The sequence below is a fragment of the Saccharopolyspora sp. 6V genome (genome assembly GCF_020176785.1).
Classification (GTDB): domain Bacteria; phylum Actinomycetota; class Actinomycetes; order Mycobacteriales; family Pseudonocardiaceae; genus Saccharopolyspora_C; species Saccharopolyspora_C gregorii.
This window is the reverse complement of sequence record NZ_JAIUKB010000018.1, coordinates 13,090-38,735: the sequence shown is the minus strand read 5'-3', so window position 1 is coordinate 38,735 and position 25,646 is coordinate 13,090. Positions and strand designations below refer to the sequence as shown.

Annotated in this window: 21 protein-coding genes; 17 read left to right on the top strand and 4 right to left on the bottom strand. The window is 69.8% G+C overall.

The annotated features are described in order from the left end of the window. The first annotated feature begins 214 nt into the window (after positions 1–214). From LCD35_RS04290 to LCD35_RS04245, 10 genes are all read left to right on the top strand, one after another. Positions 215–2,575 (top strand): penicillin acylase family protein, encoded by a 2,361-nt coding sequence (locus LCD35_RS04290; RefSeq protein ID WP_224965934.1) that lies wholly within the window; start codon positions 215–217, stop codon positions 2,573–2,575. Between the two features lie 42 nt (positions 2,576–2,617). Continuing rightward, positions 2,618–3,424 carry an alpha/beta fold hydrolase gene (locus tag LCD35_RS04285; protein WP_224965935.1) on the top strand — a complete coding sequence of 269 codons (807 nt, stop codon included), beginning with the start codon at positions 2,618–2,620 and terminating at the stop codon, positions 3,422–3,424. A 314-nt stretch (positions 3,425–3,738) separates the two neighbouring features. Further along, on the top strand, positions 3,739–4,473 hold the full coding sequence (locus LCD35_RS04280) for an aspartyl/asparaginyl beta-hydroxylase domain-containing protein (protein ID WP_224955859.1): 735 nt from the start codon (positions 3,739–3,741) through the stop codon (positions 4,471–4,473). Between the two features lie 54 nt (positions 4,474–4,527). After that, positions 4,528–5,391, top strand: coding sequence for a hypothetical protein (locus LCD35_RS04275; protein WP_224955860.1), 864 nt, complete (start codon positions 4,528–4,530; stop codon positions 5,389–5,391). After that, a complete protein-coding gene (locus LCD35_RS04270) occupies positions 5,388–6,557 on the top strand; it encodes a nucleotide disphospho-sugar-binding domain-containing protein (RefSeq protein ID WP_224965936.1) in 1,170 nt (389 codons plus the stop codon). The genes LCD35_RS04275 and LCD35_RS04270 overlap by 4 nt, the downstream gene beginning before the upstream one ends. 47 nt (positions 6,558–6,604) lie before the next feature. Next, a complete protein-coding gene (locus tag LCD35_RS04265; protein ID WP_374108030.1) occupies positions 6,605–7,786 on the top strand; it encodes a nucleotide disphospho-sugar-binding domain-containing protein in 1,182 nt (393 codons plus the stop codon). Beyond that, positions 7,783–9,714, top strand: a complete 1,932-nt coding sequence (locus LCD35_RS04260; RefSeq protein ID WP_224955863.1) for a hypothetical protein — start codon at positions 7,783–7,785, stop codon at positions 9,712–9,714. Before LCD35_RS04265 ends, LCD35_RS04260 begins: the two co-directional genes overlap by 4 nt. Before the next feature lie 34 nt (positions 9,715–9,748). Then, the gene (locus tag LCD35_RS04255) at positions 9,749–10,486 is read left to right on the top strand and encodes a thioesterase II family protein (protein ID WP_224955864.1); all 738 of its coding nucleotides are present in this window, start codon (positions 9,749–9,751) and stop codon (positions 10,484–10,486) included. A 34-nt stretch (positions 10,487–10,520) separates the two neighbouring features. Then, complete coding sequence (locus LCD35_RS04250) at positions 10,521–11,336, top strand: SDR family oxidoreductase (RefSeq protein WP_224955865.1); 816 nt, start codon at positions 10,521–10,523, stop codon at positions 11,334–11,336. A gap of 52 nt (positions 11,337–11,388) precedes the next feature. Next, positions 11,389–14,181 (top strand): non-ribosomal peptide synthetase, encoded by a 2,793-nt coding sequence (locus tag LCD35_RS04245; RefSeq protein WP_224955866.1) that lies wholly within the window; start codon positions 11,389–11,391, stop codon positions 14,179–14,181. On the opposite strand, the gene LCD35_RS04240 is transcribed toward LCD35_RS04245, so the two are convergent. The 3 genes from LCD35_RS04240 to LCD35_RS04230 all read right to left on the bottom strand — a co-directional run bounded on the left by LCD35_RS04240 (position 14,176) and on the right by LCD35_RS04230 (position 16,641). Next, entirely contained in the window at positions 14,176–14,985 is an 810-nt protein-coding gene (locus LCD35_RS04240; RefSeq protein WP_224955867.1) for an ABC transporter permease, read from the bottom strand. The two genes, LCD35_RS04245 and LCD35_RS04240, sit on opposite strands and share 6 nt — an antisense overlap. After that, positions 14,982–15,944: an ATP-binding cassette domain-containing protein gene (locus LCD35_RS04235; protein WP_224955868.1), complete on the bottom strand. Its 963-nt coding sequence runs from the start codon at positions 15,942–15,944 to the stop codon at positions 14,982–14,984. Before LCD35_RS04235 ends, LCD35_RS04240 begins: the two co-directional genes overlap by 4 nt. A gap of 61 nt (positions 15,945–16,005) precedes the next feature. Continuing rightward, the gene (locus tag LCD35_RS04230; RefSeq protein ID WP_224965940.1) at positions 16,006–16,641 is read right to left on the bottom strand and encodes a helix-turn-helix transcriptional regulator; all 636 of its coding nucleotides are present in this window, start codon (positions 16,639–16,641) and stop codon (positions 16,006–16,008) included. On the opposite strand from LCD35_RS04230, the gene LCD35_RS04225 reads away from it, so the two are divergent. The 7 genes from LCD35_RS04225 (at position 16,627) to LCD35_RS04195 (ending at position 24,868) form a co-directional block, all read left to right on the top strand. Then, on the top strand, positions 16,627–16,914 hold the full coding sequence (locus tag LCD35_RS04225; RefSeq protein ID WP_224965941.1) for a hypothetical protein: 288 nt from the start codon (positions 16,627–16,629) through the stop codon (positions 16,912–16,914). The genes LCD35_RS04230 and LCD35_RS04225 overlap by 15 nt on opposite strands. A 1,006-nt stretch (positions 16,915–17,920) precedes the next feature. After that, on the top strand, positions 17,921–19,066 hold the full coding sequence (locus tag LCD35_RS04220; protein WP_224977450.1) for an inositol-3-phosphate synthase: 1,146 nt from the start codon (positions 17,921–17,923) through the stop codon (positions 19,064–19,066). Further along, positions 19,063–19,917 carry an SCO3242 family prenyltransferase gene (locus tag LCD35_RS04215; RefSeq protein WP_225043728.1) on the top strand — a complete coding sequence of 285 codons (855 nt, stop codon included), beginning with the start codon at positions 19,063–19,065 and terminating at the stop codon, positions 19,915–19,917. The genes LCD35_RS04220 and LCD35_RS04215 overlap by 4 nt, the downstream gene beginning before the upstream one ends. Further along, positions 19,914–21,365 carry an EboA domain-containing protein gene (locus tag LCD35_RS04210; RefSeq protein WP_225043727.1) on the top strand — a complete coding sequence of 484 codons (1,452 nt, stop codon included), beginning with the start codon at positions 19,914–19,916 and terminating at the stop codon, positions 21,363–21,365. The genes LCD35_RS04215 and LCD35_RS04210 overlap by 4 nt, the downstream gene beginning before the upstream one ends. Positions 21,366–21,420: 55 nt before the next feature. Further along, positions 21,421–22,311, top strand: a complete 891-nt coding sequence (locus LCD35_RS04205; RefSeq protein WP_224955873.1) for a TatD family hydrolase — start codon at positions 21,421–21,423, stop codon at positions 22,309–22,311. Then, positions 22,308–23,456, top strand: coding sequence for a metabolite traffic protein EboE (gene eboE / locus LCD35_RS04200; protein ID WP_224977449.1), 1,149 nt, complete (start codon positions 22,308–22,310; stop codon positions 23,454–23,456). Before LCD35_RS04205 ends, eboE begins: the two co-directional genes overlap by 4 nt. Further along, complete coding sequence (locus LCD35_RS04195) at positions 23,453–24,868, top strand: alkaline phosphatase family protein (protein ID WP_224965944.1); 1,416 nt, start codon at positions 23,453–23,455, stop codon at positions 24,866–24,868. Before eboE ends, LCD35_RS04195 begins: the two co-directional genes overlap by 4 nt. Here LCD35_RS04195 and LCD35_RS04190 read toward each other — a convergent pair. Beyond that, positions 24,838–25,644, bottom strand: coding sequence for an ABC transporter permease (locus LCD35_RS04190; protein WP_224955876.1), 807 nt, complete (start codon positions 25,642–25,644; stop codon positions 24,838–24,840). The two genes, LCD35_RS04195 and LCD35_RS04190, sit on opposite strands and share 31 nt — an antisense overlap. Between the last annotated feature and the right edge of the window lie 2 nt (positions 25,645–25,646).

Below are 25,646 nucleotides of genomic sequence, written 5' to 3'. Positions count from 1 at the left end.
TTGATTTTTTTTCTACCCTCTTTTTTTTCTACAACCTACACTTCTTCTTTCTGTATTTTGTGGTTCCGTGTGTTTTTTTGGGGGGGGGGGTGGGTCCCCCCCCCCCCCCCCCCCCAACGATCCACCCACGTACGATCGAAAGGCTCCTGACATGACCCGCACCCGCCTCCGTCGCGGTGCGCGCGCACTCGCGGCCTCCGCAACGGTCTTGCTCATGACGGTGGGGTCGGGTGGCATGTCGGCCTCGGCCGCAGTCGTGCCCGCCGGTGCCGAGGCCGTCGTGCGCTACACCGAGCACGGGATTCCGCACATCCTCGCCGAGGACTACACCGGACTCGGCTACGGCTACGGCTACGCGTCGGCGAAGGACAACCTCTGCGCCCTGTCCGACGTGTACATGACCCTCCGGGCCGAGCGCTCCCGGCACCTCGGCCCGGACGCGCCGCCGAACGAGGGTCTCGCCAGCGTCGACAACAGCCTCGACAGCGACCTCTACTACCAGGGAGTGAACGACAGCGGGGTCGTGGAGAAGGTGTCCGGTCAGCAACCGCCGCTCGGCCCGAAACCCGAAATCGTGGAGATGGTGCGCGGATACGTCGGCGGGTTCAACCGGTACCTGGAGGAGACGGGTGCCGACGGCATCACCGACCCCGCGTGCGCGGGTGCGGCCTGGGTGCGCCCGATCTCCGAACTCGACGTGTACCGGCACGTCTACGACGTGAGCACCTCGTCCGGGCTGGGCAGGCTGGCGGGAGACATCGTCAACGCGCAACCTCCGGGGACGCGGGGGCGGTCGGCGGACGTGCCGCACGACGTAGGTGCCGTGCTCAAGGGGCTCGGTGCTGGAGACGGAGTGCGGCCCAAAGCGAGCAACGCGATCGCGGCAGGCAAGGACGCCACCCGGTCCGGGCAGAGCGTGCTGCTGGGCAATCCGCACTACCCCTGGCACGGACCGAACCGCTTCTGGCAGGCGCACCTCACCATTCCCGGTGAACTCAACGTATCCGGCGCCTCCCTGCTCGGGATTCCCAGTGTCCTCATCGGACACAACGACGAGATCGCGTGGAGTCACACGGTCTCCACGGCGGCGACGATGGGGCTCTACGAGGTTCCGCTGGTTCCGGGCGAACCCACCGCGTACCAGGTGGACGGAAAGCGGGAGGAGATGACCGGCCGCACCGTCCGGGTCGAGGTGCGCAACACCGACGGTGGCACCGACACCGTCGAGCGGACGCTGTGGTCGACCCGTTACGGCCCGGTGATCGCGGGTGCGGGCGGTTCCCCGCTGCCGTGGGAGACGACCGCGCACGCGGTGCGCGACCCCAACGTCACCAACCTCCGCACGCTCAACACGTGGCTCGACTTCGGTACGGCGGAGAGCACGGCGGACATGTCGAGAGCCCTTGCCGACAACCAGAGCCTGCCGTGGTTGAACACGATCGCCGCCGACCGGAGGGGAGACGTGCTCTACTCCGACGTCCAGGTGGCTCCGCACGTCACCGACGAACTCGCGGAGAAGTGCAGCACTCCGCTGGGCGCGCAGATCTTCGCGCTGAGCGGTATCTCGGTTCTCGACGGAGGACGGGGTGACTGCGCCTGGGGCAGCGACGAGGATGCCGTGCAACCCGGCATCTTCGGTCCCGGCGCGCTTCCCGAGATGGTGCGTCGTGACTACGTGCTCAATGCCAACGACAGCCCGTGGCTGACGAACCTGGAGCAGCCGCTGGTGGACTACCCGCGCACCATCGGTGATGTCGGGACCGAGCGCTCGGCTCGGACCAGGGAGGCGATCGAGTCGGTGCGGGAACGCCTTGCGGGCGAAGACGGGTTGCCGGGCGAGGGATTCTCGCACGAGACGATGAAGGACATGCTGTTCGCCGACCGCAGCAGGGTGGCGGTGCTGGCGGCAGCGGATACCGCCGACATGTGCGAGTCGTTCCCGGGTGGCCGAGCACCATCCAGCTCAGGGTCGGTCGACGTATCGGCCGCCTGCGATGCGGTGGCGAAGTGGGACCACACGTACCGGCTCGACAGCCGGGGTTCGCTGCTGTTCGAACGCTTCGTCCGTGCCCTGGGGTCGGTCGAGGGCGGGCCGTGGCAGGTCGGGTTCGACCCCGCCGATCCGGTGCACACCCCGAACACGCTCAAGACCGGCGATCCCGCCGTGCACCGTGCGTTCGGCGACGCGGCGGTCGAACTCCGGAACGCCGGTATCCCGTTGGACGCTCCGCTCGGTGACCACCAGCAGGTGACCCGCAACGGTGCGGAGATCGGGATCCACGGCGGACCGGGGGAGTTGGGCGTCCTCAACGTCATCACACCCGAGTGGGATCCCGGGCAGGGCAACACCGAGGTCGCCCACGGATCGAGCTTCGTCCAGGTGGTGGAGTTCGGGAGTGCCGGGAGCCCGAAGGCCTCGACTCTGATGACCTACTCGCAGTCGACCGATCCGACCTCGCCCCACTACGCGGACCAGACCGAGTTGTACTCCGCCGGCCAGTGGGTGACCGACCGGTTCAGCGAGCAGGAGATCGCCAACTCCCCGGAACTGCGGGTCGAGCTCCTCGGCCGGTAGCGGAGATGACCCGGGCTGCCGGGTGACGAGTGAGGAGAGCGGATGCCTTTCGCGTCGGTGAACGGCGTGCGCCTGCATTACGACGAGTTCGGCGTGGGCGAACCGGTGCTGCTCATCATGGGAAGCGGCGGACGGGGCCGCGCCTGGCACTTGCACCAGGTGCCCGCCCTGCGCGCCGCGGGCTACCGCGTCGTGACGTTCGACAACCGGGGCATCGCCCCCAGCGACCTGTGCGCGGACGGTTTCACGGTGCGGGACATGGTGGGTGACGTCGTCGGACTCATCGAGCACCTGGGCCTGGAATCGGTGCGCGTGGTCGGCACGTCAATGGGTTCCTACATCGCACAGGAACTCGTGCTCGCGCGACCGGACCTGGTCCGGCAGGCGGTTCTGATGGCGACCAGAGGGCGTACCGACAGGTTTCGGGCTGCGTTGTCGACCGCGACTCGTGAGCTGCACCGTTCGGGCGCGGTCATTCCGTCGTCCTACTCGGCCGTGACGCAAGCGATGCAAGTCCTGTCACCGGCGACCCTGGCCCGGGACCAGGACGCCGCGGACTGGCTCGACCTGCTGGAACTGGCGCCACCGCCGGGTCCCGGCGAGTTGGCTCAGCTGGCCCTGGAACCGATGCCGGACCGGTTGGAGGCATACCGCGCGATCGAGGTCCGATGCCACGTCGTGTCGTTCTCCGACGACCTCTTGACGCCCGCGCGGCACGGCAGAGAACTCGCCGAGATCATTCCTGGAGCGACCTACGAATGCGTGGCGGACGCGGGTCACTACGGTTATCTGGAGGTTCCCGAAACAGTGAACAAGTCTATTGTGGAGTTCTTTCGGTCGGCCTGTTGATTCCGCCGGACAAGGGGAATTTCGCCCGGACTTAATGGCGGCGACTGCGGTCGCGGACAGTGCTAACGTGCGATCCAGTGAGGTCGTGCAGGCGTCAAAATCCTGCTGCGCCAGGGGTTTTAGGGACGCTGGGGGGCGAATTCCGCCTTCCTCGCGGTGAGCCGACTCACCGCCTTGATGGGCGCGTTGCCCGACGCCGCGTGGAGGGAAGACGTTTTTCGATGATGGACGTAGCCGCATTGACCAGACAGGTCGGCAGGATCGGTGACCTCGACCCGTCATTGCTCCAGCGCGCCAGCCGTGAAGGGGTGAGCGTGCCCGACGAGTGGGGACTGGAATACGGCGAGTACCAGAGCGGTGGGTGGCTGACGCTGTCGTTGTACAACGAGAGCGGTGATCCGAACGATCTCACCATCCGTGACTGCGAGCCGCAGGAAACCACGCTGTTGAAGCGGATGCCCGCCACTCGGGAGCTGCTGCGGTCCTTCGGGCTCAGCTACATGTGGGTGCGGATCGCGCGGCTGTCGTCCAACTCGTTCCTCTGGGAACACCGAGACTACGAGGAGCTGTCCGATGTAGAGCGGCATCGGCTGCACATCCCGCTGCGCACCAACCGTTCGTCGGCACTCGTGACCGGCGGGGCGAAGGTGCATCTCGGCTACGGCGGCATCTGGCGACTCGTCCCGACCCATGCGCACGGTGCGTGCAACCTGACCGGGCCGGACCGGGTCCACTTGATCATGGATTGCTACGCCGACGACGCGTTCCGCCGTTTCACCGAGAACATCCACCTCACGCAGCAGGACGTCCAGGTGTTGCCGGAGCCGGAAGACGACGTGCTGGAAGGACACCTGGACCGCGCGGTGCAACTGCTCACCTTGGGCTACGGGCGGGTGGCCGAGCAATCCCTGCTGCGCCTGTTCTACAGCTACGCCATGCCGGAAGGCACCGTGTACGACCTGATCCTCGAAGCCCACCGGCGGTTCGGCGACGAGTCCCAGGTCGCGGCCTGGCAGGACACGAAGAAGGTCATGCTCGGCCTCGCCTGATCTTCCCACCACGGCAACCGATCATTCCCCGTCAGATCCTCGCTAGGAGTAGGCGTGAGCACCTCGTTGATCAGCGACCTCGCGGAGTCCAGCCCGCCGACGATCCGACCACTGCTGGAAGTGGTGGTGGACGCGTTGTCGAGCAGTCCTCGCGTCCGCCGCATCGCGCTCACCGGTGGGCGGGTAGCCGACCTGCACGGGGCGGGCGAGATCGAGCTCGTCGTGGTGGTGGACGACGACTGCCTCGCCCTCTTCGCCCTCGTGCTCGACGACCTGATGACGCACGGGGTCGGGACGCTGTTGCCGGGTTGGCGGGAGAACGCGGACGGTGCGACCACCAGCGTCGATTCGCTCTACCTGGCCCCGCACGCCGGGCGGCTGCACCGATTGCGGGTGCGCCTCGTCGGCGGCGGACTGGCCGAGGCGGTCGAATCGCGGGAGCCGAGCTGCCCGCTGTACGTGGCGGATCAAGTCACGGCGGGGGTCGACTCCGCATCCGGGGTGACGGCCGAGGCGCTCACGGATCGACCGCCGACGGCGGCAGGTCTGCTCTGCGAGTTGCTCGTGCGCCTGCACACCCTCCGCGACGAGCTCGGCGTCAGCGGCTACCTGCGTGGCTACGGACGTGTGGTCGAGGTGCGGGAGACGCTGGCCCAACTGGTCGCCGCGGTGCTCGGCCTGCCCGAGTCCCGCAGGCGGTGGGCGGATCTCGACGGCGAACTCGCGGTCACCCCGTTGGGACGGGCGTGCCGCACCGCGCTGCACGACCTCGTCGCGGCACCGGTGCCGGGAACGCCGACCGACGTGGCGGCGACGGTGCGGACCTGTCTGGACCTGGTGGCCGTGGCCGACCCGGCGCTGGCCGCCGAGTGGGGCGGCACCCTCGACTCGTACCGGCACTACCTGGACGCGGCATGAGCGGTTACCTGCTCGTCCCGTTCCCGCTGCACGGCCACGTCAACCCGATGGTCGCCGTGGCGGAGGAACTCGTGCGTCGGGGCGAGCCGGTCACCGTCGCGGTGAGCGCCGGCTTCGCCGAACCTTTCGCCGCGGCCGGCTGTGCGATCGTGGAGCTGGACATCCGGGCTCGTGAACGCATCCCCGAACAGCAGGACCTGCGCTACAAACTCGGCGGGTTGCGCAGGGCGTGGGACATCGTCGCGGAGCGGTTCCGGCTCACCGAAGTCCTCGGCCGCGTGGTCGAGGACTTGAATCCGGACGCCGTGGTCACCGACATCATGGCGATCTGGGGGATCAAGGCGGCCGAGGCCAACGACGTCCCGTTCGTGTCCTTCTACGTGACCTACGCCCTGAGCGAGGAAATCCTCCTGTCCGATGTGGACCGCAAGTTCGGCCCCCGGATGAAGACCCTCGCCAGGTGGTCCGGTATCGCCCGCATCCAGCCCGGACTCCGCCGTCGCGTCACCGCGCACGCGGCCATGGCGCTGGTGAACGTGGTCGCGGAGTTGCAGCCGATGCGGTGGTCGTTCGATGGGCGTTTTCGTTTCGTGGGGCCGCTTCAGCGGGGTTCGTCGGTGGGGTATGAGGGTGGGGATCTGCCGTGGGACCGGATCCGCAGCGGCCCGACCGCGTACGTCTCGACCGGGACGTTGTTCACCCGTGGTGCGGAGTACTTCCGGCGGGTGGCGGAGGGTTTCGCGGGTTCTGGGTGGTGCGTGGTGATGGCGACGTCGCATACGGATCCGGCCGAGTTGGGTGTGTTGCCGGAGAACGTGGTCGCGCGTCGGTATGTTCCGCAGTCCGAGGTGTTGGCGCACAGTGATGTGTTCGTGACGCATGCGGGGATGAATTCGGCGATGGAGGGTTTGGCGCTGGGCATCCCGATGGTCCTCGTACCACGCGCCTACGATCAGCGCGGCATCGCGCGGCAGATCGCCTCCCTCGGAGCAGGGGAGATCGTGGCGGCCACGGCGGCGGCATCGGAGTTCCGCGAGGCGGCGGACCGAGTGCATGGCGACGAACGGATGCGAGCAACCCTCGACGAGCTGTCCGCCAGCGTGCGGGGCGCGGGCGGAGCCGGCGCCGCGGTGGATGCCCTGCAGAAACTCACGGCGAACCGATGACCCGCTACCTCGTGTTCCCGTACCCGCAGCATGGCCACGTGAGGCCGATGTCGGCGCTGGCCGCCGAGCTGGTGCGGCGCGGCGACCACGTCGCGGTCGCCGTGACCCCCGAGTTCGCGGCCGAGTTCCGCGACGTCGGTTGCGAGGTCACCGAGTTCGCCGCGACGGTCGGCAACGCCCACGTACCCGAACGGAAGCCACGCCGCACCGTGCTGCCCCGCCGAGTGGTCGCAGCTCTGTCGCGTCGGCGGAGCCGGAAGAGGGTGGTCCGTCGGATCCGCGGGTGCTGGACGTCGTGGAATCCCGATGTGGTGGTCACCGATTACGTGGCGGGCTGGGGAGCAACGGCAGCCCGTGCCGAAGGCACGCCCTGGGTCGCGCTGAGCGTCACCTATGCGCTCAACGACGAGGTCGTCCTGGACGAGTTGCGGGCGCGCACGGGGCCGATCGCCGAATCCTGCGCGCGTCGCACCGGGCTCACCCGCGTCCACCCGGCATTGCGGATGCCGGGTGCACGAGCACCGCTGGTGCTGGTGAACGTGGTCGCGGAGTTGCAGCCGATGCGGTGGTCGTTCGATGGGCGTTTTCGTTTCGTGGGGCCGCTTCAGCGGGGTTCGTCGGTGGGGTATGAGGGTGGGGATCTGCCGTGGGACCGGATCCGCAGCGGCCCGACCGCGTACGTCTCGACCGGGACGTTGTTCACCCGTGGTGCGGAGTACTTCCGGCGGGTGGCGGAGGGTTTCGCGGGTTCTGGGTGGTGCGTGGTGATGGCGACGTCGCATACGGATCCGGCCGAGTTGGGTGTGTTGCCGGAGAACGTGGTCGCGCGTCGGTATGTTCCGCAGTCCGAGGTGTTGGCGCACAGTGATGTGTTCGTGACGCATGCGGGGATGAATTCGGCGATGGAGGGTTTGGCGCTGGGCATCCCGATGGTCCTCGTACCACGCGCGGGCGATCAACTCACGACCGCGCGCCGACTGCGGGACATCGGGGTCGGCGTGGAAGTGGACGCGAACGCCTCCCCTGCGCAGTTCCGCGCCGCGGTGGAAGCGGTGCGCGACGACGAGTCCGTCGCGGCGGCGCTGGCGTCGCACGCGCGACGTGTTCGTCAAGCGGGTGGTGCGGGCATGGCCGCGGACCTGCTGTCGGAGTTCGCCCGCTCCTCCGCGGTCACCTCCCGCGCGTCGTCCACGAAGGACTCGACGTCGCCTGCGGGAGGTTCGTGTTGACCACGTTGCGACGCCGCACCTTCCTGTGCGGTTCGACGGCGGTCAGTGCTGTCGCCGTCGGAGGCAGCTGGGCGGCCGCACCCGTCTTCGCGGCATCGACCGAGCCGCACGAGGCGATCGTCAGGGACGCGCACCTGCACTGGAACTCGGTTCCTCGGGACTGGCGGAGTGCGCCGTTGCTGGGCAACGGTGTTCTGTGGGGACAGGTTCACCGGAGCGCGGACGGCAGGGGACTGACCGTGGCGCTCGGCGGCGCGAGCACACCCTGGGAGGCACCGGACGCCCGACTCGCGCTGGTGCTGGCCGGGACCCCGACGGAAGCGCGGTGGGAACTGGATCTGTGGAACGCGGAACTCACCGGGACGCTGACGACCACGCGTGGCTCCGTGCGCTTCGCCGCGCTCGTGCCGCGTTCCGAGAACGTGTTGATGATCTCGCTCACCCCGTCGGAAGGCGAGAGCCGCGCGGCGTGGGTTCCGGACGAGGACGCACAGGTGTCCTGGTGCGAGCGCCGCCAGGGCAGTCGGCGGATCGTGACGGCCTCGCTCGACGCCGGCCCCCCGCGGGACGTGGACGGTCCGGAGCTCGTCGAGTCGCACCGGGCGTGGTGGAACAGCTTCTACCGCCGCAGTTTCCTGTCGATTCCGGACAAGACCGTGCAGCGGTTCCACTGGGCGCAGCTGTACCGGGCCGCCGCGACACGTCCTGGCGGTGAGCACGCGACGGCGATGCTCGACGGGTACGGGCACGGCGCCTGGGCGGCTCCCTCGACCCCGACGCACGCACGGGCGGCGATTCCCGGCACCGGGTCCAAGGAAGGATTCACCGGGAACATGATCGCTGCGGCGGGTTTGCCCGCGCTGTGGCGGCACTGCGTCCACAGCGGCGACGACGAGCTGCTGAGGGAGACGGTGCGACCGGCGCTGCGGCGTGCGGTCGGCTTCTACGGCCAGTTCCTCGTCGAAGACGCCGGAGGGCGGCTCCACCTTCCGCTGACGCACTCGCCGACCTACGCCGACGTGCACGACAGCACCTACGATCTCGAACTGCTCCGCTGGGCAGCGCGGGCCTTGGTGCGGTCCAGCACGTTGCTGGGGGTGCGGGACCCTCGTGGCGACCGGTGGAACGACATCGGCGAGCGGTTGGTCCGGGCTCATCGGGACGTCGGTGGAGCTCCGATGGTCGGCGCGGGCGTGGCCCTCGGCGAGTCGCATCGGCACCCGTCACACCTCGTCGCGCTGCACCAGCTGGACGACCTCGCGGACTCGCACGATCGCGCCGTCTGGAAGCGGGGGTTCGAGTGCTGGTCGGCGCTGCGGGGTGACTGGCAGGGACATTCCCACCTGGCGGCGGCCGCGATGTCGAGCGCGCTGAACGACGGCGACGTGGCGCGCGCCGAGCTGGAGCACGTTCTCGCGGAACGCGTCGGGGACTCGGAGTTCCTGCCGAACACCCTCTACCGCGCGGGAGGCGCGGCACCGCCGGACGTGGGCTACGCGGTCAGCCGCATCCTGCGCGACATGATGACTCGGTGGCGTGGCGACGTCGTGGACCTCTTCCCCGCGGTGCCCGCGGGGTGGGCCGACGTCTCGGTGTCCGGCCTGGAAGTGCGGCAAGGCATCCGTGTCGACGCCGGGCGGAGCGGCGGCCGAACCGAGTGGGTGCGCGTGCACAGCGGAACCGACCGGGCCTGGACGTTGCGGCACGGGATCAACGGCCCGGTGACCGTGCGGGACGGGCGGGGACGCCGGATCCACGGCGGTGGTCGGGGGCCGGCGGAGGTGCGCGTCGCACCCCGGGCACACGGCGCGGTCGTGGTGGTCGAGCGCACGGGATTCGAGGGTGGCACCGAACCCCGCGACGTGACCGCCAGCGGCAGCGGGAGGCGATGGGGCTCGCCCGCGGTATCCCGGCGAGAACTGATCTGAACCGTGCAGTCGACCTAGTGGAGGGGTGAGGGACATGTCGCGACCTTCGTTGGTGTGCGTGCCGTTCGCGGGAGCGGGCGCGTCGTACTTCCGGCCGTGGGCGGAGCACGTGGAGCCCGCGTTCGACCTGGTACCGCTCCCGCTTCCAGGCAGAGAGCGGGAGATCGGCGCCGAACCGTTCCGGGATGCCTCGGTGGCGGCCGATTTCCTTCGGGACGCGGTGATCGAGCGGGTAGGTACGGGCGAGGTCGTCCTGTTCGGGCACAGTCTCGGAGCAGTCCTGGCCTACGAGCTGGCACACCGGCTGGCCGACGTTCCGGGCATCGACCTTCGACGCCTGGTCGTCAGCGGATCGCCGGGTCCGTGGAGCACCCGGCGGCAGCGGGCGACCGGGCTCGCGGACGCGGAGTTCCTGGACCAGGTGAGGGAATTCGCCGGTTACGACCATCCGGCCTTGCGATTCCCCGAGATGCGGGAGTTGATCCTGCCCGCGCTGCGTGCGGACGTCGAGATGCACGAGAACTACCGGCCGAGTCGAACCGAGCCGCTGCCGGTGCCGATCACCTCGCTGCGGGGACGCGACGACGAACTCGTGGACACCGAACACGCGGGGCAGTGGTCCAAGGCCACCACCGGGACCTTCGACCTGGTCGAGCTCCCCGGCGGGCACATGTACCTCACCGACTCGGTGGGCGCGGTCGCGGAACTCATCACCGCAGCGCTGTCCGAGGCGGACGGCAGCTCCTGGACCATCGGCACGTCGGCGACCTGAGCACGATCGCCCGGAAGGAACTCCGTTGCGCTTGATGGGAAAGACCGCGGTCATCACCGGAGCGGCGCGTGGGCTCGGACGGGCCTGCGCGGTCGCGTTCGCCCGTGAGGGGGCGAGCGTGGTCCTGACCGACATCGGGCAGGACCTGGACGGCGTTCCCTACCCGCTGGGCTCGGCAAGCCAGCTGGCCCACACGGCCGAGCTGTGCGCGGAACACGGCGTGGCCACGATGACCTCCGAGCTCGACGTTCGCAGGGCTGGCGAGGTGGCTGCGCTCGTGGACACCGCTCTCGGGCGGTTCGGGGCGGTGGACCTGCTCGTCAACAACGCCGGGATCGCCGCACCCTCAGGCCGTGCCGCGCACGACATCAGCGAGGACGAGTGGAATCTCATGCTCGACGTGGATCTTTCCGGCGCGTGGCGGATGATCCGTGCGGTCGCTCCGTCCATGTTGGACCGCAGGAACGGGAGCATCGTCAACGTCGCCTCCACCGCGGGTTTGGTCGGCTACCGCCATTTCGCGGGCTACGTCGCGGCCAAGCACGGTCTGGTGGGCCTGACCAAGGCCGTGGCACTGGACTTCGCGCCGAAGAAGGTCAGGGTGAACGCGGTGTGCCCCGGCTCGGTGCGGGACGACAAGTGGGCCGAGGGGCGGATGCTGTCCGAGATCGCTCGCTGCCTGGAGGTTCCCGTGGACGAGCACGAGGAGACCTTCGTGCAGGCCCAGCCGATGAACCAGTTGATCGAGCCGGAGGACGTCGCGGGAGCGGCGGTGTTCCTGGCTTCCGACGATGCGCGTCAGGTGACCGGTTCCGTGCTGACCGTCGATGGCGGGTTCACCGCGCGATGACGTGGCAGACAGCGCTCCCGGCGGAGCCGGGGACCACAGGAGAGGCGACGCCATGACCGACTTCTCAGCAGCCGGTGACGGGGGAGCGGAGGCTCGGCCCGACGCCGCACGCTGCCACGCCCTGTCCGTTCGCCTGGCCCCCTCGGTGGAGCACGCGACGATCGCCGCGAGGCTGGCGGCGGTCCGCCAACAGGATGCGCGCCGTCCGGCGCACGAGTTGTGGGTGCAGCGGATCGCAGGCTCCGCCGACGATCCGATCGCTGAGCGGATCCGACGCGGTGAGACGGCTCGGGGCGTTTCCCGCGCCGACGGGCTTCGGGTCGTCCTCCTCCAGTGCTCGGACGCGGTCGAACTGGTGCTGGTCGCCCATCGGGCGCGGTACACGGCCGGCCACCTGCGCGACACCGCTCGCTCGCTTGCCGGAGAGTCCGCGCCGGTGTGTCCCGCGTCGCCCATCGCCGGTCTGGACGAGGAGCTGTCCTTCGAGCCCGCCGACTGGGGCCTCGGCACGCGGGCCGAGAGCCGCCCCGGGCGGTGCGAACTTCCGGTGCGGGAGTCCGGGTCCGCGGAGACGTGGATCGCCGCGCTGTCGATCGTGCTGGATCGGTACGGGCAGGAGGCGACGTCGCTGCCGGTCGTGGCTTCGCGGCAGGCGGGTGGCGGGTGCCGTCTGGTCGCGGTGTCGACGGAGCTGTCCGGGGCCACCCAGGTCACCTCGCTGCTCGACGGCATCCGATCCGGGCTTGACGCACCGGAAGCCCAGGTGACGACGAAGGTCGCGCCGGTGGGTTTCATCGTGGACCGGATCGAGCCGGAGCACGACGGGGCGGTCGAGTACGAACCGTGCCTGGCCCCCACGTTCCCGGTCACGCTCTCGTTCGCAGCGGGGCGCGCGGACGGCGGAGTGCTTCGCTGCGACCACGATCCGCGCTGGGTCTCCCCGGAGATCGCGCACCAGTTGGTCCGGCACGTCGTGCGCGTGCACGACCAGATCATCGCGCACCCGTCGAGTGCGGTGCGGGAAGCGGAGATCCTCGGCGCCGAGTCGGCACGGGTGCTGGCGTTGGGGACCGGCCCCTCGCTCGACCGCGCCGAACCACGGCTCCTGCACGACCGGGTCAGGGCCAGGGCGGCGGAGACACCGGGAGCCATCGCGATCACCGAGGGCCCGCGACGGATCACCTACCAGGAACTCGACGATCAGTCCGACCGGTGGGCCCGCGCGCTCCGGGCGCTCGGGGTGCGGCGCGGCGCTCGGGTGGGCGTGTGCCTGGACCGCTCGGCGGAGATCCCCGTGGTGCTGCTGGCCGTGCTCAAGGCGGGCGGCGTCTACGTTCCGATGGAGCCCGCGTATCCCCGCGAACGCCTCGCCTTCATCGCCGAGGACGCGGAGCTGGCGCTGGTGGTGACCCGCCACGGCGAGTTCCCCACCGGTGCGGGCAGGAAGGCGGTCTCGCCGGAAGCGCTCTCCGCGGCACCCCCCGCCGACCATCTCCCGGAGGACGGGGAGCCCGCCGATCCGGCCTACGTGATCTACACCTCCGGTTCGACCGGCCGGCCCAAGGGCGTGGTCGTGCCACACGGCAACATCTGCGCGCTGCTCGACGCGACGAGTGTCGACTTCGGACTCGGCGGACAGGACGTGTGGACGTGGTTCCACTCCTGCGCGTTCGACTTCTCGGTCTGGGAGATCTGGGGATGCCTGGCGACGGGAGGCGGTCTCGTCGTCGTCCCGTACTGGGTCTCCCGCGACCCGGAGCGCTTTCTCGAACTCCTCGGCCGGGAGCGGGTCACGGTGCTCAGCCAGACGCCGTCGGCGTTCGCACCGCTTGCCGTCGACCAGGGCACGGCCGGCGTCGCGCCGCGCCTGGTCGTCTTCGGTGGTGAGCCGCTGGACACCCGGATGCTGGTCGGCTGGTTCGACCGGCACCCCGAGTCCCGGTGCCGCGTGGTGAACATGTTCGGCATCACCGAGACCACCGTGCACGTGACGGTGCAGACCGTGACGCGGCGCATCGCGCTGGAGGAGTCACGCGCGGTGGGACGGCCGCTGCCGGGATGGTCGGTGTCGGTGCGCGATGAAGGAGGACGGGTGTTGCCGCTCGGAGTCCCGGGCGAGATCTACGTCGGCGGTGCTGGTGTCGCCGCCCGGTACCTCAACCGCCCCGACCTCACCGAGCACCGGTTCGTCCTGGATCAGCACACCGGGCAGCGCGTTTACCGCAGCGGCGACCGGGGGCGCCTGCGGCCGGACGGCGTGCTGGAACACCTGGGCCGCCTCGACCACCAGGTGAAGATCCGTGGATTCCGCATCGAACTCGACGAGATCCGTTCGGTCCTGTTGGAGGACCCGGCGGTGAGTGCGGCGGCCGTGGTCGTCAACCGGACCGATCCGGACGACGCGGCCTCGGCCAGGCTGGACGGCTACGTCGTGACCGAGAAGTCCACTTCGGACATCCGGGCTCGCGCCGCACGACTCCTGCCGGAGCACATGGTCCCCGCGACGGTCTCCGCGATCCCCGCGATGCCGTTGACGGCGAACGGAAAACTCGACCAGCAGAGGCTGCCCGCGCCCCACCCGGCACGGCCGGCGAGGACCGCACCCGACAGCGGCGGATCGGCGACGATGGCGGACGCACTACGGGTGGTGTGGAGCGAGGTGCTCGGGGTCGAGGTCACCTTGGACGACGACTTCTTCGAACTCGGCGGCAACTCGCTGTTCGCGGTGCGGATCACGACCGCGCTGCGGGAGCGGGGCGTGCCTGCCGTCCCGCTGCGCGATCTCTACCGCTACCCGACGATCCGGCAGCTCAGCGTTCTGCGTGCGAGCGGCGGAGCCTCATAGCGGCTTGCGGAATCCCCGCACGGCGAACACGGCGCTGATCGCTCCCAGGACTGCGCTGGTGCCCAAGGCGAGGAACACGCCGTTGCCGGTCGGCAGCGCAAGGGCGAGGTTGCGGGAGGCGTCCACCGCGTAGGTCAGCGGATTCACGACGGCGAGGACTCGCAGCCAGTTCGGCAGTGCCTCCAGCGGTACGAACGCGCTGGAGACGAACATCAGCGGGAACATCGCCAGGAAACCGATGCTCTGCATCACCTCGGCCTTGCGCACCCAGGTGGCGATCGCCAGGAAGACCCAGGTCAGCGACCAGCTCACGACCAGCGCCAGCACCAGCGACGCGACCACGCCCCAGAAACCGCCCTGCGGGGAGAAGCCGAAGAGGGCGGCGGCCGTCGTCAGCAGGACGATCAGTTGCAGCGCGCTGCGGACGAGATCGGCGACGCTGCGCGCCAGCAGCACCGAGCTGAGGTGGATCGGTAGCGCGCGCAGGCGGGCGACGACTCCGTTGTGCATGTCCGAGATCAGGCCGATTCCGGACTGGAGGCCGGCGCCGATGCTGGTGGTGATGAGGATGGCGGGCATCAGGTAGTTGATGTAGTTCCCGCCCGGTGGGTCGATCACCGTGATCGCTTTGCCGAAGACCTGGCTGAACAGGACGAGCATGATCAGCGGCTGCAACATGCTGAACAGCAGCATGCGCGGGTCGACGAGCAGGGCGCGCAGCGATCTGCTGCTGAGCAGGTAGACCTGGGCGGGCATCGCGGCTCCGCGCCACCGGCGCGTGGGGGTGTCGGGGATCGTGGTCATGAAGGGACTCCCACTGGCTGTGCCCGTTCGGTCGATTGGTGGTGCGCGAGGTATACGTCGTCGAGGGTCGGTTCCCCGAGCCCGAGCGCGGCGACCTCGACCCGGGCTTCGTCCAGCGCCCGCACGACCGCCCCGAGTTCACGGGAAGCGGTGACGGAGGTCGTGATCTGGTGCCGTTCGGCGTCGTAGTCCGAAGGAAGTCCGACCGACGTGAGCGCACGCAACGCGGTGTCGGCGTCGGCAGGGTCGGACAGCGTCGTGGTGACGCTGCGTTGGCCGACTTCCGCCTTGAGTTCGCCGGGCGTGCCCGCCGCGACGACCCTGCCCTGGGACAGCACGGCGATCGAGTCCGCGAGGCGATCGGCCTCGTTGAGGTACTGGGTGGTCAGCAGCACGGTCGTACCCCGTTCCACCAACGCCTCGACGATCTCCCACATCCCCAGCCGACTGGTCGGGTCGAGGCCGGTGGTGGGTTCGTCGAGGAAGATGACGTCCGGATCGCCGACCAGGCTCGCCGCGAGGTCGAGCCGTCGCCGCATCCCACCGGAATAGGTGCCCGCGAGGCGGGTGGCGGCCCCGGTCAGGTCGAAGACGTCGAGGAGCTCGGCGGCGCGTTGCCGGGCCTCGGCCTTGCGGGCACCGAGCAGCCGGCCGATGAGCACGAGGTTGTCCACGCCCGACAGCTGCTCGTCGACGGAGGCGAACTGGCCGGTCAATCCGATGCGGGCGCAGACCTTCGCCCGGTGCCGGGTGACGTCGTATCCGGCGACCCGTGCGGTCCCGCTGCTCGGCGGGAGCAGGGTGCTCAGGATGTTGACCAGCGTGGTCTTCCCCGCACCGTTGTGGCCGAGCATGCCGAGAACGGTGCCTTGGTCGACCGACAGACACACGTCGTCGAGCGCGGTGACGGTACCGAACGTCTTGGTGAGGTGGTGGGCCTCGATGACGGGCTGGGACACGGTTGAACTCCTGGGCTGCCTGTCGTGGTGGTCATCGCGGGCGGCTCGTTCCACACCGCGGTCACGTCTGCTTCTCGGCGAAGCCGTCCCCGTTCAGCAGTGCGAGTCCGAGCGGTGTGAGCGAGTGCGACACCGCGTTCTTCTGCCTGCGCGTCGTGATCAGCCCCGCGTTGCGGAGCACCGAGGTGTGCTGGCTCGCGGCGGCGGCCGAGATGCCGAGCCGTTGCCCGAGCCCGCCGGTGGTGTAGCTGTCGAGCAGCGCGTGCAGCGCTTCGGCGCGCGTGCGCCCGAGCAAGGCGCCGAGCGTCTTGCCGCCGGACGTGCTGCGTGCCCACAACTGCTTGGTGTTCACGTCCAGCGGGGCCGGATACACCAGGACGGGGGTGCTGTGCGGATCGGTGTTGCTGAACAGCAGGGTCGGGCGGTCGAACAGGAAGACCGACGGCGTGATGACGAGACCGGCCGAGTCGAGGAAGATCTTGCGCGCCGGGCGGCCCGCGATCTGGAGGAACGGGGGCTCCCAGGTCGCCGTGGCGTGCAGGCTGCGGAGCAGTCCTTCGATGCCGTCGTTGAGAACGGCCTGCCCGCGAGCCGAGCGTTCGATCTCCAGGAGCACGGACAGGCGCTGCCAGTAAGGCTGCACGGCGGTCCTGCCGAACTCGTGGACGGCGGCGGTGGTCTTGTGGACGTCCTGCACGGGGCGTACGCATCCGGCCCGTCCGAGATCCGGGTGTGGTTCGGTGAACAGTTCCGAGGTCGGCCGCACGGCACGCACCAACTCGGTGAGGTGACGTGCTCGGGGCCCCAGCCGGGAGCGAACGGCGTAACGCCAGGGATCGAACGCGGCGGCGCCTCGACGCTGCCACAGCAGATCGGCGGCGAAGAGGATTTCGGCAACTGGAGAACGCGGGACGGCGATCCTCGTTCTGAGGAGATCGTCCGCCGAAAAATGGATACGAAGCATGGATGACCCCCAGGTCGTCGTTCACGTGCGGTTGCCACTCGTGGTGTCGGTGGAACGGTTTCCACGAGCTGATCCACCCTTGGTCCTGGAAGCAGCGCCCCGTGCGTGGCGTGCCTCCCCCAGAGGACCGATTGAAGCATCGGACGCTGGCCTGCCCTCCTGTTCTCCGGGATGATCACGATTTCTCGTGTCACGGATTGGTGCTGCTCATGATTCCTTCTCGTTCGATCCGGCAGGTCTCATTCCCGGAGAGGTGAACACCGGACGCGGCGGAACGTCCGCGATCGCGAATGTGCGATCGCGCGCGGCGTGACGGAACGCGCGGGTCGGCCCGGCCCCGCCGAGCGCGCGAATGATCATGATCGCAGCGCACGAGTTCGCTCCCGGCTGTCGTCGGACGGCAGACCGACGATCATTCTCAAGAATGATTCTCCCGGAACGTCTCCCGGGCCGTTCACGGCGTCTCCCCGTGGTCCGCCGCTAGAAGCTGTCGAATTCATGCGGAAGTCTGATCCCCCCAGGATCTTCGTCCAGTCCGCTGGACAGGCGCACGACGCTCGACCGTGCGCCTAACGCACCCCGATCTCACCTTGATCAAGGTCACGGGTGAGACTAGCCGATCGGCGTGCCGCCTGAGCAAGGTTTTTAAGTGCTCGCTGCAAATGCCAGGTCAGGCTCCGCTGGTCTGCGCTTGATGCCTCACTCGGAGTATTTTTACTCGCATTCGGCGGATGTCGGGGTTGTGGGTGACCGGGCAGGGTTGGGTTTGGCACGAATCGCGGTCCCGGTGGGTGTCGCGCGCCCGCTCGGGAATCGTGCGGTACTGGGATGATCTTCTTTCTGGGGCGGGCCGTCAGATCTGCCGCGGTGGTGCGGCGCGCAGGTGATTGCTGTGCTGGGAAAGGAAACATATCGCCGTGACGTGTCCGCGGGCGGTTCGGAGCGGACGATGCGAATGGGTTCATGGGAGGAAACGGCGTTGCAGGGTTCTGGGGGATCCGGGAATGTGGGAATGTGGCTCGTGGGCGCCCGCGGGTCGGTCGGGACGACCGCGATCTGCGGTCTGCTCGCGATGCAACGGCAAGCGGTGCCGCCGATCGGATCGGTCACCGAGGGCATGAGCTTCGGTGCCGCCGACGTGCCGGAGTGGAACGACATCGCGATCGGCGGACACGATGTCGTCGACACGCCGCTGCGCAAGCGCGCCGAGCAGCTCGCCGCCGCCGGATCGCTGCCCGAGCGACTCGTTCCGCTGATCGCGGACGACCTGTCCGAAGTGGACGAAGATATCCCGATCGGCTGCACCTCGGGCCGGTCGACGCAGCCGCAAGAGGACACGGTGCGTCGCCTCGCCGCGGACATCAGCCGGTTTCGGGACCGCCGCGGCCTGGCTCGGGTCGTGGTCGTGAACGTGGCCGCGACGGAGGCACCGCTGTCGCCGGAACCGGGGCACGAGGATCTCGCCGCGCTCAGGGACGCACTCGCCACTCCCGGGCGGGCGGTGTTGCCACCCAGTTCCCTCTACGCCTACGCGGCCCTGTCCGCTGGGTGTTCCTACGTGGACTTCACACCGTCCCCGGGCATCCGGCTCCCGGCGCTGGAGCAGTACGCGCGTCAGCGCACGCTCCCGTACGCGGGCTCGGACGGCAAGACCGGGCAGACGTTGCTGCGCACGGTGCTCGCTCCGATGTTCACCGCGCGTGCGCTGGCGGTGCGGTCCTGGTCGGGAACGAACCTGCTCGGCGGCGGCGACGGCGCGACGCTCGCCGAGAGCGACCGCGCGTCCGCCAAACTCGCGTCCAAGTCCCGTGGACTGGGCGCGTTGCTGGGGCCGGACGTGACGGCCCCGTTGCACATCGACAACGTGCCCGAACTCGGCGACCGCAAGGTGGCGTGGGACCACGTGCAGTTCGAGGGTTTCCTCGGTGCTGAGATGAGCCTCCAACTCACCTGGTCCGGTTACGACTCGGCCCTCGCCGCACCGCTGGTCCTGGATCTGACCCGCTTGCTCGCCGGCGCGCACGCCGCCGGACTCAGCGGCCCCGTCGCGGAACTGGCCTGCTTCTTCAAGGATCCGGTGGAAGGCGAGGAACACGGTTTCGCCGACCAGGTCCGCACGTTCGAACGGTGGGTCGCGGAGCTGGGGGCGGACGCGTGAGCCGCTGGATACGGCTGCTCCGGGCACCCGCGGCGTTGACGGCGTGGGCCGATCCGGTGGTGGGCTCGGTGGCCTCCGGGCGGTCTTTGCAGGGGCGCCGCCGGCTCCTTCCCGCGTCGGCGGCCGCGTTCTACTGGGCGGGGATGGTCCTGAACGACTGGGCCGACCGCGACGAGGACGCGGTGGAACGGCCCGAACGCCCGATTCCGTCCGGCGAGATCGCCGCCGAGCACGCGATCGCGGCGGCGACCGGACTGCTGACGGCGGGGGTCGGGCTCGCGGCGCTCGGCGGAGGCAGGGACGCGGTGCACATCGCGGTGCTGTTGGGGGCGACGGTGTGCGCATACGACCTCGTGCTCAAGAACACTCCTGCCGCACCCGTCGGCATGGGTGCCTGTCGCGCGCTGAACGTGCTGCTGGGCGCGGGCTGGTCCGGCATGCGCGCGGCGGCGTACGAGGCCGGACTCGTCGCCGCGCACACGGTGGGCATCACCGCGCTGTCCCGAGGCGAGGTCCACGGAGCGTCCCGGGGGATCGCCGTCGCGGCGCTCGGCGGCACCGTGGCCGTGGGAACCGCCGTGGTGGCGTCGCCCGCACCGTCCGCCCGGCACCGGGTCCAGGCGTCGGCAGCGGGTCTGACCTATGCCGGTCTCGTGGGGAGTCACCAACTGCGTGCGGTGCGCGGCCCCGCCGCTCCCGCAGTCCGATCGGCGACCGCGGCGGGGATCCACGGCATGATCGCGTTGCAGTCCGCGCTGGCCGCTCGCCGTGGTGCGGGTGCGGTGGCCGTCGTCATCGCGGCGGCGCTGCCGCTCGCGCGGCGGCTCGGCAAGAAGGTGAGCCCGACATGAGCGGGTTCGCGCTCGGCTACGGCACCAACGGCTTCAGCAACCACCGGCTCGACGATGCGCTGACGTTGATCGCGGAACTCGGTTACACGGCTGTGGCGCTCACCCTCGACCACGACCACTTGGACCCGTGGGCGCCGACGTTGCCCGGGGACGTGGCTCGGGTCGCGTCCCGGTTGCGGGAACTGGGCCTGCGCTGCGTGGTGGAGACCGGAGCGCGGTACTTGCTGGACCCCCGCCGCAAGCACCATCCGACCCTGCTGTGCGCGGAACCGGAGCCGCGAGTGGAATTCCTGCGACGAGCGGTGCGGATCGGTGCCGAGCTGGGAGCCGACAGCGTGTCGTTCTGGTCCGGCGTCCGGGAAGCGCACGTCGCCCCGGAACTGGCGCGGGAGCGACTGCTCGCGGGTATCGCCGAGGTCCTCGACGAAGCCGGGCGCAACGAGGTCCCGTTGGGGCTCGAACCCGAGCCGGGGATGTTCGTCCAGCAGCTGAGCGAGGCGCTCGACGTGCGCGAAGCGCTCGGTTCACCGGAGTACCTGGGCATCACGCTCGACGTCGGTCACTGCGTCGCGGTCGAACCCGTCGACGCTGCGACGTGCGTCCGCCAGGCCGCCGGGTCGCTCGTGAACGTTCAACTCGACGACATGCTGCCGGGCGTGCACGAGCACCTCGAATTCGGCGACGGCGACCTCGACCTGCCCGGCACCCTCGCTGCCCTGGACGAGGTCGGCTACCGAGGGGTGGCGGCGGTCGAGCTGCCACGGCACAGCCATGCCGCCCCGGCGGTCGCACGGCGGGCCATCACGGCGCTGCGTCGAGCGCGCGGGGAACCGGCCACATCCCGGTGGGAGCTTTCCGGAGCAGGAGCGTGGGTCGAGCAGGCGCGGGCGCGGATCCGGGCCGATCCCACGGCGATCCGAGCGCTCTTTCCCGCCGCAGGCCGGCACGCCGGGCGGGCGCCGATCCGCGCCGACGTCGACGCGGCGGGGCTGGTGCACGGGACGGAGGACGACCGGGCACGCACCGCGATGCTGACCACCCTCGCCGCGGTCGTGTCCACCGAGGTTCTCGCCGCCGAACTCGGCGAGCTGTACCGGTACGGGGACGGCGCGGAACGACGCGGAGTCCTTCGTGCGTTGCACGTGATCCCGGCCGAGGTCGCCGGCGCGGGGATCGCGCTCGTCGAAGATGCGCTGCGCACCAACGACAGCACGCTGATCGCGGCCTCGATGGGATCATTCGCCGCGCGTCACCTCGACCAGCCCGCATGGCGTCACGGCGTTCTCAAGTGCCTGTTCCTCGGGATTCCGCTGGCGGCCGTGGCGGAACTGGAACGCAGGCGCGACGACGAGTTGGCTCGGATGGTGACCGACTTCGCCCGCGAGCGCCGCGCGGCGGGTCGGCCGGTTCCCCGGGACGCCGACCGGCTGCTGGCCGCCCGGAACTGACTCCTACGCCATGAGTTCCCAGCACCCCGACCGACGAACGACCCGAGGACGATTCATGCGCATCTTCGATCCGCACATCCACATGACCTCGCGCACGACGCGGGACTACGAGGAGATGTACGCCCACGGCGTCCGTGCCCTGGTCGAGCCCGCGTTCTGGCTCGGCCAGCCCCGCACCTCGGTCGGGTCCTTCACCGACTACTTCGACGGACTCCTGGGATGGGAGCGCTTCCGCGCCGCGCAGTTCGGGATCCGCCACCACTGCACGATCGCGCTCAACCCGAAGGAGGCCAACGACGCGCGGTGCCTGCCGGTGCTGGACGTCCTGCCCCGGTACCTCGCGAAGGACGGGGTGGTCGCTGTCGGGGAGATCGGGTACGACTCGATGACGCCGCAGGAGGACGAGGCGTTCGCCCGTCAGCTCGGCATGGCGGTCGCGCACGACCTGCCCGCACTGGTGCACACCCCGCACCGCGACAAGGTGGAGGGGACACGTCGCACGCTCGACGTCGTACGGGAGTCCGGCATCGCGCCCGAGAAGGTCGTGGTCGACCACCTCAACGAGGTGACCGTCGCGCCGGTGGCCGAGTCCGGGTGCTGGATGGGTTTCTCGCTGTACCCGGACACGAAGATGGACGAGCACCGGTTGGTGACGCTGCTCCGGGAGTACGGTACTGATCGGATGCTGGTCAACTCCGCCGCCGACTGGGGCCGGTCGGACCCGTTGACGACGTACCGAGCCGGACTGGCCATGCTCGAAGCCGGCTTCACCGAGTCCGATGTGGACAAGGTGCTGTGGTCGAATCCCGTCGACTTCTACGGTCGGAGCGGCCGTCTGTTGCTGGACGAACTTCCCGCGTTCACCGGTACGCCCGTCGAGTTCGCGGGCAACTCGGTGCTGCGCGGGGCACGCCCGGCGACCGCGGAGGCAGGGGGGCGGCCATGACCGAGTTCTCGTACTGCACCAACGTCCACCCTGCCGAAGACCTGGCAGGGCTGCTCGACCAGCTGGATCGCTACGCGGTCCCGATCCGGGAACGGGCCGGGTTGGACCGGCTCGGGCTCGGTCTGTGGCTGTCGGCGGACGTGGCCGCCGTGCTGGCCGCCGATCCCGACAGCGTGTCGCTGCTGAAGCGGGCATCGCGCGAGCGCGGGCTGTTCGTCGAGACGCTCAACGCTTTCCCGTACCGGGGCTTTCACGATCCGGTGGTCAAGCATTCGGTGTACCGGCCGTGCTGGGGCGATCCTCGTCGTACCCGGTACACCGTCGATTGCGCCCGCGTCCTCGGTGGACTGTTGGACGAGGACGCGGAGTACGGCAGTATGTCGACGCTCCCGTTGGGTTGGCGCGAAGGATGGACCGACACCGACGGCGAGCGGGCACGCATGGCGTTGGACGGCGTCCAGGACGCGCTCCGGGAGGAAACGTCGCGATGTGGACGTCCGGTGCGGCTCGCGATCGAACCCGAGCCAGGATGCGTCCTGGACGAGGTTTCGGACGCGGTGCGGTGGATGTGGGACCGGGTGGACCCCGACGTCGTCGGGCTGTGCTTGGACACCTGCCACCTCGCGGTCTCCCACGCCGACCCGGGGAGTGCCGTGCGTCAGATCTACGACGCCGGCCTGCAGGTGTTCAAGGTGCAGGTTTCGGCCGCCCTCGAAGTCCCGGACCCTGCTGACCCGCGGGCGCGGAAGTCGTTGGCGGAGTTCGCGGAACCGCGCTACCTGCACCAGGTCCGAGAGCGCGGGCCGGACGGCGCGGTGTCCAAGGAGGATGACCTCGACGCCGCGGTGGGCACCCTTCCAGGGCTAGGGCCGTGGCGCGTGCACTACCACGTACCGCTGCACTGCCAACCGGTCGAGCCGCTGCGCGCGACGACCTGGGTGATCGAGGAAGCGCTCGATGCCGTGATGGCCTGCGCGGGAGGTGTGACGCCGCACCGTGAGATCGAGACCTACACCTGGAACGTGCTTCCCGAGCGTCATCGACAGGACCTGGTGGACGGCATAGCCGCCGAACTGCGCTGGTCCGAGCGGAACCTCGCGCACCGGCCTGGCCCGGTCCTCCCGCGTGGACAGGAGCTTCGATGAAACCCGTGCTGCTGCTGGACATCGTGGGGATGACCCCTGCCCAGCTCCGCCACATGCCGTCCGTCGCGGCGCTCGGGGCCCGTGGCGCGCGCGCCGAGCTCGGCACCGTGCTTCCCGCCGTGACGTGCAGCGCGCAGTCGACCTTCCTGACGGGGCGGATGCCTGCCGAACACGGCATCGTCGGCAACGGCTGGTACTTCGGCGACCTCGGCGAGATCCACCTGTGGCGGCAGCACAACAAGCTCGTCGCGGGGGAGAAGCTCTGGGAGTCGGCGAGGGCGGTCCGGCCGGACTACCGGGCCGCCAACCTGTGCTGGTGGTACGCGATGGGCGCGTCCACGGACCTCGCGGTGACCCCGCGCCCGGTCTACCACGCCGACGGGCGCAAGTCCCCGGACTGCTACACGCGCCCGCCGAGCCTGCACGACGAGCTGACCGAGCGGTTCGGCCCCTTCCCGCTGTTCCACTACTGGGGGCCGACGGCGTCCCTGCGCTCGACGCGGTGGATCGTGGGCGCGGCCCGCCACGTGCTGGCGCACCATCGGCCCGATCTGCAACTGGTGTACGTGCCGCACTTGGACTACGACCTCCAGCGGTTCGGCCCCGACTCGCCGGAGGCGGTCGCGGCGGCCCGGGACGTGGACGTCGAACTGGCGCCGTTGCTGCGCGAAGCGGAGGAAGCCGGGGTGACGGTGGTGGCGTTGAGCGAGTACGGCATCACCCCGGTCCAGCGGCCCGTCGACATCAACCGCGCCCTGCGTGCGGAAGGGCTGCTGGAGGTCTACACCCAGGAGGGCATGGAGTACCTGGATCCGTGGGCATCCCGGGCGTTCGCCGTCGCCGACCACCAGGTCGCGCACGTCCACGTCGCCGACGAGTCGGACCAGCCGAAGGTGCGTGACCTCGTCCGCGCGCTCGGCGGCGTGGACGAGGTGCTCGACCGTTCGGCGCAACAGCGGTACGGCCTGGACCACCACCGCGCGGGCGACTTCGTCGCCGTCGCCGAACCCGATGCCTGGTTCACGTACTACTACTGGCTGGACGAGGACCGGGCCCCGGACTTCGCCCGTGGCGTGGAGATCCACCGGAAGCCGGGATTCGATCCGGCGGAACTGTTCTTCGACCCCGCGGACAGGTGGGCGAAGGTCCGCGCGCTCACGGGACTGGCCCGCAAACGCGTCGGTTTGCGCTATGCCATGAACGTGGTGCCCACCGACCCGCGATGGGTGCGAGGCTCGCACGGCAGGCTCCCCGACTCGGCCGAGCACGGCCCGGTCCTGCTGTCCACGGACCCGTTCCCGGACGGCATCGTCGGCCCGGGCGACCGGATTCCGGCCACCCGGGTGCGCGACCTGGTGCTCGGTCTGCAAGGTCTGACAGGTCAGGCATCCCGCAAGCGCAGCACCGAGTAACCGACCCACCAACCGAGCGCGGCCCATCCGGCCAGCACCGCCACGGCGATCGACGGCGCGTACCCGTCGAACTCGGCGACGCCCATGAGCACCATGCCCGCTGGTCCCGGCATGTACTCAGCGGCCTTCGCCAGCCAGGGGATCGGCGTGGCCTGCAAACCCATCGGAAGGATCAGCAGCACGAGCACCGACACGGCGAGGGTTCCCGCCACGCTGCGGACGGCCGCGCCGATGCCGGTGACGAGGACACCGGCCATGGCGAGGTAGACCCCGACGGCGACGCTGCGCGTCAGCCACTCGGCAGCACCGGCGGCGTCGGCGAACTCACCGAGCGCGAGCGTCGCGACCGCCGTTCCGGCAAGCCCGAGCACGAAGCCCCACACCAGCAACACCGGCGCCAGCACGGCACATTTGGCCATCAGCATCCGTCCCCGGCGGGGCTGGCACTGCAACGTCGTGAGAATGCTGCCGGTGGCGTACTCCGAAGTGATCGTCATCGCGGCCAGGGTGAGCAGGGCGAACTGTCCACCGTAGAGCACGCCGACGGTCGCGTTGTCCAATGCGGACGTCGCGCCGTTCTCGGCGCCTCCGGCGGACGCGAGCGACCGCACCGACAGGCCGAGCACGACGCTGTAGAACACGACCAGGGCCAGCGAGGTGCCGAGGGAGATCCAGGTCGAGCGCACCGAGCGGAGTTTGGTCCACTCCGACGCGGGACCAGCGAGCGCGCTGCGGCGGCCGGGGGCGGCCGAGCGGGGCGAGGTGGTGTCGGTCATGG